Raw genomic sequence first — 13,001 nt, 5'->3', positions numbered from 1 at the left:
TAAGAATGAAAATCAGATTGTCCACTTTGATGGGCGCAACCGCCGCCATCCTGCTTTCCGCGCTCGCGGCGCAGGCACAGACCACGCTGAAATGGGCCCATGTTTACGAGACCTCCGAGCCGTTCCATACGGATTCGGTCTGGGCTGCGGAAGAGATCGCCAAGCGCACCGATGGCCGCTACAAGATCGATGTCTTCCCGGCCTCGCAGCTTGGCAAGGAAGCCGATATCAACCAGGGCCTCAAAATCGGCACCGTTGACATCATCATCTCCGGTTCGAGCTTCGCGGCGCGTGACTACAAGCCGATCGGCGTGACCTACTTCCCTTATATCTTCCGCGATCCCAGCCATCTGATCGCCTATACCAAGAGCGATATCTTCAAGCGCCTCGCCAAGGGTTACGAAGACAAGACCGGCAACCACATCGCCGCCGTCAGCTATTACGGCACGCGCCACACGACGTCCAACAAACCGATTGCCGCCTGCGCCGACATGGCAGGCTTGAAAATGCGCGTTCCCGACGTTCCGGCCTATCTGGCCATGCCACGGGCCTGCGGCGCCAACACGACGCCGATTGCATTTGCGGAAGTCTATCTGGCGCTGCAGAACGGCACCGTCGATGCTCAGGAAAACCCGTTGACCACCATCGAGGCGAAGAAGTTCTTCGAAGTGCAGAAGAATATCGTGCTGACAGGCCACATCGTTGACCACCTCAACACGGTGATCTCAAAGAACCTGTGGTCCAAGCTGTCAGATGAAGACAAGAAAATCTTCACCGAGGTCATGCAGCAGGCCGCCGAGCGGACCACCAAGACCATTGATGAACGGGAAAAAGGACTGGTTGAAGAGTTCAAGAAGCGCGGCCTGACCGTCGCTGAAGTCGACAAGGCCGACTTCGAGAAGAACGTCATCGAAAAAGTGAAGTTCGAAGACTTCGGTTACGACAAGGCCGACTGGGAAGCCATTCGCGCCGTCAAGTGAGCCAAGATCCGGTGCGGCCCAGTTGCCGCACCGCCCTTTCTCTCCAGACGGGATATCTCAATGTCGCAGGAAATCCATACTCAGGTCACGCCTGAGGAGCTCGCCCATACATTCGATGAGGCGCCGCCCGAGGTCGATCTCAAGGTCTATTCATTCGAGGACTGGGTCACGCTTGGCCTCTTCTGGCTGATGACGGGCTGCGTGTTCCTTCAGTTCTTCACTCGCTACGTGCTCAACGACAGCTACGCCTGGACGGAAGAAATCGCCGTCAACTGCCTGATCGGCGTCGTCTTCTTAGGTTCGGTCATGTGCGTGCGGATGTCGCGCCACATCCAGGTGGACGTGCTTTATCACTATGTGCCGCCGCAGGTCGCCCGTGCCATGTCGATCCTCGTCGACGTGCTGCGTATTCTCTTCTTCGCCTACACTTCATGGCTGATGTGGCGTTATCTGGAAATCGTTGCCGATGAGGAGATGGTCACCGTGGCGCTGCCGCGCAATATCGTTTTCTACACGGTATTGGCCGCTTTCGTTCTGATGTTCTTCCGATCGGTGCAGGTCTTCGTCGCCAATATGAGGCGCGGTTATTCCGTTCTGGAACGGCCCGAAGAATTCCAGAGCGCGGGAGATTGATCAGATGCTGCTTCTTATCGGTTCATTTCTTCTCCTGATGCTGATAGGCCTTCCCGTCGCCATTTCCATGGCTTCGGCCTCGCTGCTCTACATCATCATCTACGATGTCGCGCCTGATATCATCGCGGCGCAGCGCCTGATCGCGGGTGTGGAAAGCTTCCCGCTTCTCGCCGTGCCCTTCTTCATCCTTGCCGGTAACCTGATGAATACGGCAGGCGTGACAGGACGTATCTATTCCTTCGCCGTCGCCCTCGTCGGCTGGATGAAGGGTGGTCTCGCGCAGGTCAACATCATCGGCTCGGTTATCTTTTCCGGCATGTCAGGCACGGCACTTGCCGATGCGGCCGGCATCGGCACCATCGAAATCAAGGCCATGAAGGACCACGGTTATCCCGTCGAAGCCGCCGTCGGTGTCACCGCCGCCTCCGCAACGCTCGGCCCGATCTTTCCGCCGTCCCTGCCCTTCGTTATCTACGGCATGATGGCCAATGTCTCGATCGGCGCATTGTTTATGGCCGGCATCGTGCCCGGCGTCGTCATGACGCTTTTGATGATGATCACGGTCGCGGTCTTCGCCTATATCAAGGGCTGGGGCTCCGATACGCCGTTCAGTCTCAGAACCATCTTCGGCGCATCGATCGAAGTCTTCGTGGTGATGATGGTGCCGCTCGGCATCTATATCCTCACGGCGCTCGGCCTGTCGCTCAACCTGTCGATCCTGATCGCGCTGGTCATCCTGCTCGCCTGCGACTGGTATTTCGACTTCTCCGCCGTGATGGCGCTGATGACACCCGTGATCCTGATCGGCGGCATGACCATGGGCTGGTTCACGCCGACGGAGGCGGCTGTCGCGGCCGTTCTCTGGTCACTGTTCCTCGGCCTCGTCCGCTATCGCACGATGACCTTCAAGACGCTGGCGAAATCGACCTTCGACACCATCGAAACCACCGCTTCGGTGCTCTTCATCGTCGCGGCCGCCTCGGTTTTCGCATGGCTGTTGACAGTCAGTCAGGCCGCACAGCTTCTGTCGGCGGCGATCCTGACGATCACCGACAGCAAGTGGATTTTCCTCGTGCTGGTCAATCTACTGATGCTGTTCGTGGGCTGCTTCCTCGATACGATTGCGGCCATCACCATTCTCGTGCCGATCCTTCTGCCGCTTGTGCTGCAGTTTCATATCGATCCGGTGCATTTCGGCCTCATCATCACGCTCAACCTGATGATTGGTCTGTTGCATCCGCCGCTCGGCATGGTGCTGTTCGTGCTCTCGCGCGTGGCGAAACTCTCTGTCGAACGTACGACCGTCGCAATCCTGCCATGGCTGGTGCCTCTGTTCGTCGCACTGTTGCTGATCACCTTCATTCCGGCAATCACCCTATGGCTGCCGACCGAGATGGGCCTGATCCGCTGACGTCAACATTATTGCCCGCGCGATTTCCCGCGCGGGTTCATCATTCCATATCGAGACATGAGGGCATGGTCATGCAGACACGCGTGGCACGTCTATACGGCGAGAAGGACATTCGCGTCGAAACAGAAGATCTTGCTGAGCCAGGCCCCGGCGAGGTGCTGCTCGCCATGGCGGCGGGCGGCATCTGCGGCTCCGATCTTCATTATTATCAGGATGGCGGCTTCGGCCCGGTCCGGGTGCGCGAGCCGATTATCTGCGGGCATGAGGCATCCGGCCATGTGCGGGCGCTGGGGGAAGGCGTCAGCGGGCTCGCCATCGGCCAACTCGTCGCCGTCAATCCCTCGCAACCCTGCGGCCATTGCCAGTTCTGCCTGAAGGGCCAACCCATCCATTGCCTCGACATGCGCTTCATGGGCAGCGCCATGCGCCTGCCGCATGAGCAGGGCATGTTCCGCGACCGGCTGGTGGTTCCGGCAAAACAATGCGTGACATTCTCAGACGCGACCTCGCCCGCCGAGGCCGCCTGTACCGAACCGCTTGCGGTCTGCCTGCACGCCGTGGCGCAGGCCGGCGATCTCCGAGGGGCCAAGGTGCTTGTGACGGGGGCGGGACCTATCGGCCTTCTCACCATGGCAGCTGCCCGCCACGCGGGAGCCGGCGTCATCGTCGCCACAGATCTTACCGATGCAGCGTTGCAACGCGCGCCGGCCATGGGCGCTGATCGTTCGATCAACGTTGCGACAGATGCCCATGCCCTTCTGCCGTATCAGGAGAGCAAAGGATACTTCGACGTCATCTTCGACTGCTCAGCGGCAGCCCCTGCGCTTCGCACCGCCTTTGCGTGCGTGGGTCCACGCGGCACTATCGTGCAGGTGGGCGTCACCGGCGACTTAACCATCCCGCTCAACGCATTGGTTGGCAAAGAAATTGTCTGGCGCGGCTCGCAGCGTTTCCACGACGAATTCACCATTGCTGCCGAGCAGATCTCAAGCCGCGGGATCGACGTGCGGCCGATCATTTCCCACAGCTTCCCGCTGGGCGAAGCAAAAGCGGCATTCGAGCAGGCCGGAGACCGTTCCACCGCCTGCAAGGTGCAGCTGACATTTTCCGCAGACTGATATTTGAGGACGAAAGATGAGACATACATGGCGCTGGTTTGGCCCGGTCGACAAGGTCACGGTTCAGGATGCGGCTCAGGCGGGCGCGGAAGGCATCGTCAGTGCGTTACACCACATCGCCACCGGCGATGTCTGGCCGGTGGATGAAATCACCAGGCGGCATGAGGCCATCAAGGCCGGCGGTCTTTATTGGGACGTGGTGGAAAGCGTGCCGGTTTCCGAGGACATCAAGACCCAGACCGGTGACTGGAAAACCCACATCGCCAACTGGCAGGAAACCCTGCGCCGACTCTCGGCATCGGGCATCCGCACCGTCTGTTACAACTTCATGCCCGTGTTGGACTGGACCCGCACCGACCTGCGCTGGGAAATGAAACACGGCGCGAAGGCGATGCGCTTCGACCTCAACGATTTCGCTGCCTTTGATATACACATTCTCAAGCGCCCGGACGCAACACAGGATTATCCCGACTGGTTGCTGGACGCTGCCGCAAAGCGGTTCACCGAGATGCCCGACGCAAAAATCGTCGCGCTATCGCGCAATATCGGCGCTGGCCTGCCCGGCTCGGCGGATGGCTATACCCTGCCGGAACTCATCGAAAAACTGCGCTCCTATCACGGCGTCAACCGTGAAAGGCTGCAGCAGAACCTGATCGACTTTCTTTCCGAGGTGACACCGGTTGCCGAAGACGTCGGAATCAACATCTGCGCCCATGGCGATGATCCGCCGTGGCCTCTGCTCGGCCTGCCACGTATTCTCTCAACGGAGGCGGATTACGCCCATATGCTGTCGCAGGTCGACAGCCGCGCCAATGGCGTCACGCTTTGCACAGGCTCTCTCGGTGCGCGTGCGGATAACGACCTGCCCTTCATTGCCAACCGTTTTGCCGATCGAATCCATTTCGTGCATCTGCGCAATGTGACGCGCGACACAGACACGGTGCCCTGTTCCTTCTTCGAAGACGAACATCTTGAAGGCGGGACGGATATGGTCGCCGTCATCGCCGCCCTCATCACCGAAGAAGCGCGTCGGCGGAAAGAGGGCCGTGAAGACCACACCGTCCCGATGCGGCCCGACCATGGACAGGAAATTCTCGATGATCTGACGCGGGGCGCACAATCAGGCTATCCCGCCATAGGCCGGCTAAAGGGGCTGGCGGAATTGAGAGGCATTGAAAGGGCATTATCCCATGGCCGTTTCGGGCTTGGGAAAAACAACGCCGAATTGGGCGCACTATAATGCACGAGTAGCGTCAGCCTGCCGCCGAACGAGCCCGGAAAAACAGATAGGAGAACATTGCCGTTCCACCGACGATGGCCCCGGCAGCTTTCACGGCGGCGTCGGTCAGATGCGGGTGGCGGGTTGGCGAGAGGTACTGCAAGGCTTCGATGCCGAAGGCGGCAACGATGCCTGCAGCGATCACCAGCAGCCAATGTCGGGGATAGGCAAGCACGAATGCGGCCGCGCATACGGCAAATGCGCCGGCGCGATCAATACTCACCGTCGTCAGCGTATGGGGCCTCAGCCCGATTGGGCTGACAGTCACGATTACGATCAGCAGAAGAAGCGACCACGCGACATATTTGGGAAATCTGTTTGTCATCATGGCGTCACAATAGAGCGCCGACCGAGGAAACGGAAGCGCGTCTTTTTCACGCCCCGCCCAATTAATCACACTTTTTGGTCAGATAGTTCAAAAACCGGCTTTCGCTCAGGCCCCACACGGGCTAAGGCAGAAGGCAACCGGACGCGGATCGCGGCTGATGGCGTTCACGCTGTCGCCTTCCGGTGCGATGTCACGGTGTCGGTGGATTTTCCACACAGGATCAGATTTTCAGGGATGAGCACAATGAGTTTTAAGCCGCACGGCAAACATCTGGTTGCAGGAGAATGGGTCGCAACGGAAGCAAAATTCCGCAGCGAGCCTGCACATGGCGAGGCTTTCGATTTTTCGGTCGGCACGGTCGATCTGGTGAATGCGGCCTGTGAAGCAGCAGAAGATGCCTTCTGGAGCTATGGCTACACCACCCGCGAAGAGCGCGCCGCATTCCTCGACACCATCGCCGATGAAATCGAAGCCCGCGCCGACGCCATCACCGAAATCGGCTCGTCCGAAACCGGCCTGCCTGCCGCCCGTCTGCAAGGCGAGCGCGGCCGCACCGTCGGTCAGCTCCGCCTGTTTGCGTCGCATATCCGCAAGGGCGACTATCTCGACCGTCGCCACGATGAAGCCCTGCCGGATCGCCAGCCGCTGCCGCGTCCTGATATCCGCCTGATGCAGCGCCCGATCGGCCCCGTTGCCGTTTTCGGTGCATCGAACTTCCCGCTTGCCTTCTCGACGGCCGGCGGTGACACGGCCGCCGCACTCGCAGCCGGTTGCCCTGTCGTCGTCAAGGGCCATTCAGCCCATCCCGGCACCGGTGAAATCGTCGCTGGAGCGGTACTCGCTGCCGTCAAGAAGCACAATCTGCATCCCGGCGTCTTCTCGCTGATCCAGGGCGGCCGCCGCGATGTCGGCTCCGCGCTCGTCCAGCATCCGCGCATCAAGGCGGTCGGTTTCACCGGTTCGCTCGCCGGCGGCCGCGCGCTATTCGACCTCTGCGCACAGCGCCCCGAGCCGATCCCCTTCTTCGGCGAACTGGGTTCCGTTAACCCGATGTTCCTGCTGCCGGAAGCGGTTGCCGCTCGTGGTGAAGCCATTGCCAAGGGCTGGGCGGGTTCGCTGACGATGGGTGCCGGCCAGTTCTGCACCAACCCCGGCATCGCCGTCATCCTCTCCGAGCAGGCGGATGCGGTTGCTGAAACTGCCCGCGCGGCTCTTTCGGAAGTCGGCCCTCAGGTCATGCTGACAGACGGCATCGCCGCTGCCTATCGCGACGGCCGTGATCGTATCGCTGCCGGCAACGGCGTGCGCGACGTTCTGACCACCACCTGCAACCTGCGCAATGCAACGCCTTACCTGTTCCGCGTTTCCGGCAAGGACTGGGTTGCCAACCATGCGCTATCAGAAGAAGTCTTCGGACCGCTCGGCCTGATCGTGACCGTTGATAGCACCGAAGAAATGCTTGAGGTTGCCAAGAGCTTCGAAGGCCAGCTGACGGCAACCATGCATCTCGATGCCGGCGACGCCGAACTCGGCCGCAAGCTGATGCCAATCCTGGAGCGCAAGGCAGGCCGCGTTCTCGCCAACGGTTTCCCGACCGGCGTGGAAGTTTCCGAAGCCATGGTTCACGGCGGCCCTTACCCGGCCTCGACGAACTTCGGCGCAACTTCGGTCGGCACCATGTCGATCCGCCGCTTCATGCGCCCGGTTTCCTATCAGAACATTCCTTCGGACGTTCTGCCGGAAGACATCCGCTAATAAAAAAGGGGAGGCGCTCACACGCCTCCCCCGTTCTTCGTCTGCTCCGTAGTCTCAGGCAGACTGCACGGCCTGTATCTTCTCAAGACCGCCAACGATCCCGGCGAAATCCTGCCAGACGCCCTGCGCGCCCTTGCGCCAGTCATCCAGCGCTTCCGGCTGCAGCACTTTGCCGCCCTTGGACAGCGCAAGCTCAACAGACTTCGCTTCATCCTCAACGATCAGCTGATTGAAGTACTCCGCGCCTTCGCTGGAAGCCTCCGACAGCACCTTCTTCTCTTCGTCATCCAGCTGGTTCCAGAAGGTCGCGCCATAATAAACGACGCCGGAAGCCCAGATGTGGCCGGTTTCCGTCAGATACGGCACGACCTCGTAAAGCTTGAAGCCGGCATAGGCCGACTTGGTGAGGTCCATGGCATCCGCCACGCCGGTTGCCAGCGCATTATAGGTCTCGGTGATCGGAATACCGACCGGGGTGGTGCCGAAGGCGCTCCAAAGCTTGGTATGCAGCGGGCTCTGGATGACGCGGATCTTCTTGCCTTCCAACTGCTCGGGGCGTGTCACCGGTTCCTTGGTCAGCAGGTGGCGTGCGCCGTAATTGATGAAATCGGCGGCGATGAATTGCTGGGCGGCGAGCTTCGTCTTCAGATCATTGCCGGTCTCGCCCGTCACCACCTTGCGCACATGGTCGGCATCGCGGAAGAGGAAGGGCAGATCGAGAATCTGCAGTTCCGGCACCCAACCGGAAAGCGAGGAAACGGTTGAAAGACTGGCCTGAACCGAGCCGAGACGACTATTTTCCGCCACTTCCTTTTCGCCGCCCAGCGCACCGCTTTTCACGATGTTGAAGCGGAAACGGCCGGGCAGCTTCGCTTCCAACAGCTCACTGATCTTCACCCAGATTTTGGTCTCCGGCTTGTCGTCAGCGAAAAGCGAGGCAACGGTGATGCTGCGGGCTCTGGCATTTGCCGTGCGCACGAAGGCCGGTGCGGCGAGCGTTGCCGCACCGAGAGCGGAGAGTTTGAGGAGATTACGACGATCGATGATGGTCATGAATAAAGCCCCGGATTAGAAGAAAATGGCCCAGACGCACAGAATGGCAAGGGAAACAAGAAGGGAGACAAGATAGGGAACAACAGCCCGGAAAAGTGCTGTCGCCGGAATGCGGGTGACGCCGCTGACCACGAAGATCAGCATGCCGAGCGGTGGTGTCAGGCCGTGGATCATGAGATTGACCACGAGGATGACACCGAAATGGATGGGATCGATACCGGCCGCCACGGCAGCGGGCAACAGGATCGGCCCGAACAGCAGGATGGCAGCACCGATATCCAGCACCAGTCCCACCACGAGCAGGATGAGGTTGGAGAGCAGCAGCACCGCGATCTTGCTGCCGCCGAGCAAAGTCACGAAATCCGTGACGAGGCCGGAGACATTGTCTACCGCCAGCAGGAAGGCGAAGGGGCCAGCCGTGCCGATCAGCAGGCCAATCGCCGCAGCCTCACCGGCAGACTGGCGGAAGGTTGCGAAAATGCGGCCCGCGCCCAGCCGATAACCGAAACCGAGAAACAGCGTATAGAGCGCAGCAAGGGCAGCAGCCTCCGTGGTGGTGACGACACCGATACGGATACCGACCACCACGATGACGCCAAGACCGAAGGCCGGTATGGCAGAGATAGCCGAACGCCAGCGCTCAGCGCCTGAGGCACGCGGCAACGTGTCGACGCTGCGCACGCTAAAATGAATTGCCACCGCAAGGCAGATCGCCATCAGCCCACCGGCGAAGAAGCCACCGACCAACAACGAGCCGACAGACAGATTGGTGGCTGTTGCGAGGATGAGAAATGCGATGGAGGGCGGAATGACATTGTCCAGCACCGATGTGGCGGCAATGATCGCGCCTGCCTGTGCCGGTGGATAGCCGTGCTTCACCAGTTCCGGCTGGAAGGTGGAAGCGCCGAAGGCGGCATTGGCAACCGAAGAGCCGGATGCGCCGGAAAACAGCACGCTGGTTAAAAGCGTCGTCTGCGCCAACCCCGCACGCCGATGGCCAACCATGGAAGAAGCGAAACGGACGAGTTGGTTGGCGACGCCCGATTCCGTCAGCAGGCTTCCGGCGAGCAGGAAGAAGGGAATGGCCAGCAGCAGGAATTTCGACATGCCCGTCACCGTCGAAGACACGATGGCCGGTTCCGGCAGGGTGCTGCCGAAGGCGATCGCCACATAGGCGGCGGCAAGAAAGGCATGGGCGAGCGGTGCGGCCAGAACCAGTCCCACGGCCGCCGTCAGCGCCAGAAACAGACTCGGCGGCAGGCTCGTATCGACAAACAGTTCCGGCAGGCCGACATAAGAAACGACCGCGATGGCGACGGAGAGCAGAACGGCAAGCGCCTTGCCTTCACTGAGACGCTGAAGCGCGAGATAAACAAAGATCAGCGCGCCGCCCGCTCCTAGAAAACCGAAGCGCACCCATTCCGGCAGACCGAGCGTTGGTGATGTGCCGCCCAGCATGGCTGCAATCTCCACCCCGCCGAAAGCAAGGATGAGGGCTGCGACAAAGGAAAAGGCATCGGCCAGAACTTCGGTTGCGGCATGAAAGCGTTCCGGCAGGAAGCGCACGAATACATCCAGCCGCATGGCCAGCGCGCTCTTGAGGCTGAGCGGCGCGCCGACCGCGATCATCGCCACATTCAGCCAGATGCCCAGATCTTCCGCACCGATGAAACCGGTGTGGAACAGATACCGCAGGGTGACATTGACCAGCACCACCACGAGCAGCGTCGCAAGGATGGCTGCGGCAACTGCGCCCAGCGCCTTGTCCAGAACGGCAAGCGCCCGCTCGGCCAAACGTTGTGGACCGAAGCGCTGTTGCGCGATTATTGTTGCCGGACCTGCCGTCATGTTGTTCTTCTCCACTCCAGCGCCATGCTCAGGAGGCCTTGGCTGAGAGGTCGCGGTCGAACAAAGTCGACCAGGTGAATTGTTTTGCCGCTGACACTTCCCGCGACACATCGAGGCGTGGCAGAACCTTTTCCCCGAAGCGGAAGGCTTCCTCCAGCAATGGCATGCCGGAAAGGATGAAGGTATTCACACCCGCCTTCTTATAGGCCTCCAGCGTGCGGATGACAGTATTGGGCGAGCCGACAATTGCGGTTCCCGGGCCCGGACGGACAAGCCCGATGCCAGCCCAAAGATTGGGGGCGATTTCCAGATCGCGCAGGTTCTCCGGCTTCTGCCCGCCGTGCATCGCCGTCATGCGCTGCTGGCCGACGGAATCGGTCTTGCCGACAAAACGCTGGTTGGCGGCAATCGCTGCCTCATCCATGCGCCCGTAAAGGTCGGCAGCGGCGGCCCAGGCTTCTTCATCGGTATCGCGCACGATAACATAGAGGCGAATACCATATTCCAGTTCTCGGCCTAGCTTTTCCGCCCGCGCCTTGACGAGGTCGACCTTCGCGCCAATCTGTTCGGGCGTTTCGCCCCATGAGAGATAGGTCTCGACGTGCTTTGCCGCGACATCGATCGCCTTCTCAGAAGAGCCGCCGAACCACAAGGGCGGCGGCTCAATGCCCTGCCCCACCGGCAGAGCGAGCTTTGCCCCCTGCGTCTGGAAATATTGCCCTTTGAAATCCACTGTCTCGCCTGCGAAGAGCCGGTGCCAGATTTGCAGATATTCATCCGCCATGTCGTAACGCTCGTCATGCGGCATGGTCATGCCGTATGCGCCGAGCATCTTCGCATCGCCGGACACGACGTTGATCAGCAGACGGCCACGCGAAAACTCCTGGAGCGTCGCCGCCATTTTAGCAAGCAGCGTCGGCGCGATCAGGCCCGGATGAATGGCGACCAGCAGTTTAAGCCGCTCTGTGTAGGAAAGAAGCGCACCCGCCAGAACCCAGACATCATGCGCGCCGGTGGCAAACAGCGCGCCGGTATAACCCAGCTGATCGTAAGCGAGCGCCAGCTGCCTGTAATAACCGAGATCGACCTTGCGGGAGCCTTCCGGCTGCCAGGGGTAGGCGCCGTCGGGGGCGCACATGTACCAGAAAACATTCATATGTCGCCTCCGACGCTGGCTGATTGCGGGGCCGGGCTTTGCCCGGTCTGAACCGGTAAAGAGAAATGGCCGTGCCGGTAAAGCGTATCGGCCTCCTCCTGCTGTTCGGCAAGGATATTTTTAGTGGCGGGAACCACGGAAAGATCGCGCGAGCGCAACACCTTCGCCCAGGATGCCGCATCACCCTCACTGCCAGGCTCAGCGGCAAGCAGCGCCGCCGCCTTTTCGATATCCGCCATGACGGCGCGGCCGACGCGGTCCAGTTCGACCGCTATCGCCTGTCCTGTCTCCCGCGTTATATTGTGACGCGCAAGCGTCCAGAACAGCGAGCGGTTGGGAATGGTTGAACCGCAGCGGACCAGAAGGCTGATCTCCTCGTGGGCCAGCGCCTTTTCCAGCCGCGGCGACATCGTCACCCAGGCATCCACGCGGCCTTCAACGAGGTCAAGCAGGCTGTCGCTGTCACCGCTTTCAACCCGGGTCACATCCGAAAGACCAAGACCTGCCCCTTCGAGGCTGCGGGCCAGAAGATAGGTGTGAAAAGACCCGTCGATCAGCGAGATGCGCTTTCCCTCGAGATCGCCGGCAGAGCGGATCGGGCTGTCACGCCGCACGAGGATCGCGCCATTGGCGGGCCTCGGCGCGGAAGCGGCTATATAGACCGCTGAAAGCCCGCGCGCATCGGCTTCAATGGGCGGTGTCGAACCGGTGCCACCGAAATGGATGGCGCCCTTTTCCAGCAGAGCTGCCGTATCGCGGCCTTCACGATAGGCCACGAATTCCGGATCGAATTCTTCAAAGGCGCCGGGCCAAAGCCGGGCGAGCCGCAAATGCAGATTATTGGGATGGACCCCGATTTTCATGTCGACACCTCATTTCGCAGTCAATCTACTTTTTTATAGAGTGTTTTCGAGGAAGGTTTTGGCGATCCTTGGTCCGAAAGCGAAAGAGAAATCTACCAATCCTGTAGATTTTAAAAATTCTGGAGCCACCCTCAGGTTGCCTCCATCAAACCATTGAAATTTATCGCTATACATTTTACTTTTTTATAGTCTGAAACATGGGCCCGCAGTCGTGACGAAACCCGTTTCCAATCTCATCTGCCGCAGCGTGGTGGAAGCGAGCGAGCTTTTAAAGCTTGTCGCCAACGCCAACCGTCTGGCCATCGTCTGTTACCTTATGGAAACGGAGGCCTCAGTTTCGGCGCTGGAATACGAACTCGGTATTCAACAGCCGACACTTTCCCAGCAGCTCGCTGAACTGCGAGATGCCGGGATCATCGAAGGCACACGGGAAGGCAAGGCGGTGATCTATCGTGTCACCGATCCGCGTATTATCCAGCTGGTTCTGACCTTGCGCAGTCTTTACAAAGACCTTTCCGATGTGACCGGCAAGAAAGGCCGTCGCGACGTGCCGCTGGATGAGGCGATGTTCGACTGA

The 13,001-nt window shown here is 60.2% G+C and carries 12 protein-coding genes; 7 read left to right on the top strand and 5 right to left on the bottom strand.

Features of this window, described 5'->3' with window-relative positions; translation table 11 throughout:
- The first annotated feature begins 5 nt into the window (after positions 1-5).
- The 5 genes from FS804_RS16430 (at position 6) to uxuA (ending at position 5,382) form a co-directional block, all read left to right on the top strand.
- Positions 6-980, top strand: coding sequence for a sialic acid TRAP transporter substrate-binding protein SiaP (locus tag FS804_RS16430; RefSeq protein WP_063949992.1), 975 nt, complete (start codon positions 6-8; stop codon positions 978-980).
- A 60-nt stretch (positions 981-1,040) separates the two neighbouring features.
- Positions 1,041-1,613, top strand: a complete 573-nt coding sequence (locus FS804_RS16425; RefSeq protein ID WP_144577804.1) for a TRAP transporter small permease — start codon at positions 1,041-1,043, stop codon at positions 1,611-1,613.
- Positions 1,614-1,617: 4 nt separating this feature from the next.
- The gene (locus tag FS804_RS16420) at positions 1,618-3,024 is read left to right on the top strand and encodes a TRAP transporter large permease (protein WP_144577801.1); all 1,407 of its coding nucleotides are present in this window, start codon (positions 1,618-1,620) and stop codon (positions 3,022-3,024) included.
- A 71-nt stretch (positions 3,025-3,095) separates the two neighbouring features.
- Positions 3,096-4,142, top strand: a complete 1,047-nt coding sequence (locus FS804_RS16415; RefSeq protein WP_144577799.1) for an L-idonate 5-dehydrogenase — start codon at positions 3,096-3,098, stop codon at positions 4,140-4,142.
- A 16-nt stretch (positions 4,143-4,158) separates the two neighbouring features.
- Entirely contained in the window at positions 4,159-5,382 is a 1,224-nt protein-coding gene (gene uxuA, locus FS804_RS16410) for a mannonate dehydratase (protein WP_144577797.1), read from the top strand.
- A 13-nt stretch (positions 5,383-5,395) separates the two neighbouring features.
- Here the strand turns inward: uxuA and FS804_RS16405 are convergent, their stop codons facing one another.
- On the bottom strand, positions 5,396-5,749 hold the full coding sequence (locus tag FS804_RS16405) for an antibiotic resistance protein VanZ (protein WP_186376835.1): 354 nt from the start codon (positions 5,747-5,749) through the stop codon (positions 5,396-5,398).
- Between the two features lie 243 nt (positions 5,750-5,992).
- Here FS804_RS16405 and FS804_RS16400 point away from each other — a divergent pair, with 243 nt between their 5' ends.
- Entirely contained in the window at positions 5,993-7,504 is a 1,512-nt protein-coding gene (locus FS804_RS16400; RefSeq protein ID WP_144577793.1) for an aldehyde dehydrogenase (NADP(+)), read from the top strand.
- Between the two features lie 54 nt (positions 7,505-7,558).
- Here FS804_RS16400 and FS804_RS16395 read toward each other — a convergent pair whose 3' ends face one another.
- From FS804_RS16395 to FS804_RS16380, 4 genes are read right to left on the bottom strand one after another with little or no spacing between them, the layout of a single operon-like run.
- The gene (locus tag FS804_RS16395; protein ID WP_144577791.1) at positions 7,559-8,557 is read right to left on the bottom strand and encodes a TRAP transporter substrate-binding protein; all 999 of its coding nucleotides are present in this window, start codon (positions 8,555-8,557) and stop codon (positions 7,559-7,561) included.
- A gap of 15 nt (positions 8,558-8,572) precedes the next feature.
- Positions 8,573-10,405, bottom strand: a complete 1,833-nt coding sequence (locus FS804_RS16390) for a TRAP transporter large permease subunit (RefSeq protein WP_144577789.1) — start codon at positions 10,403-10,405, stop codon at positions 8,573-8,575.
- A gap of 28 nt (positions 10,406-10,433) precedes the next feature.
- Entirely contained in the window at positions 10,434-11,561 is a 1,128-nt protein-coding gene (locus FS804_RS16385; RefSeq protein ID WP_144577787.1) for an LLM class flavin-dependent oxidoreductase, read from the bottom strand.
- Positions 11,558-12,424 carry an ABC transporter substrate-binding protein gene (locus tag FS804_RS16380; RefSeq protein ID WP_144577785.1) on the bottom strand — a complete coding sequence of 289 codons (867 nt, stop codon included), beginning with the start codon at positions 12,422-12,424 and terminating at the stop codon, positions 11,558-11,560. The genes FS804_RS16385 and FS804_RS16380 overlap by 4 nt, the downstream gene beginning before the upstream one ends.
- 211 nt (positions 12,425-12,635) lie before the next feature.
- Between FS804_RS16380 and FS804_RS16375 the strand changes: the two genes are divergently transcribed.
- Complete coding sequence (locus FS804_RS16375) at positions 12,636-13,001, top strand: helix-turn-helix transcriptional regulator (protein WP_144577784.1); 366 nt, start codon at positions 12,636-12,638, stop codon at positions 12,999-13,001.

Source organism: Agrobacterium sp. DE0009, from assembly GCF_007680755.1.
Lineage (GTDB): Bacteria > Pseudomonadota > Alphaproteobacteria > Rhizobiales > Rhizobiaceae > Agrobacterium > Agrobacterium tumefaciens_B.
Note: the sequence above shows the minus strand (reverse complement) of the source record. Positions and strands in the feature narration are given on the sequence as shown.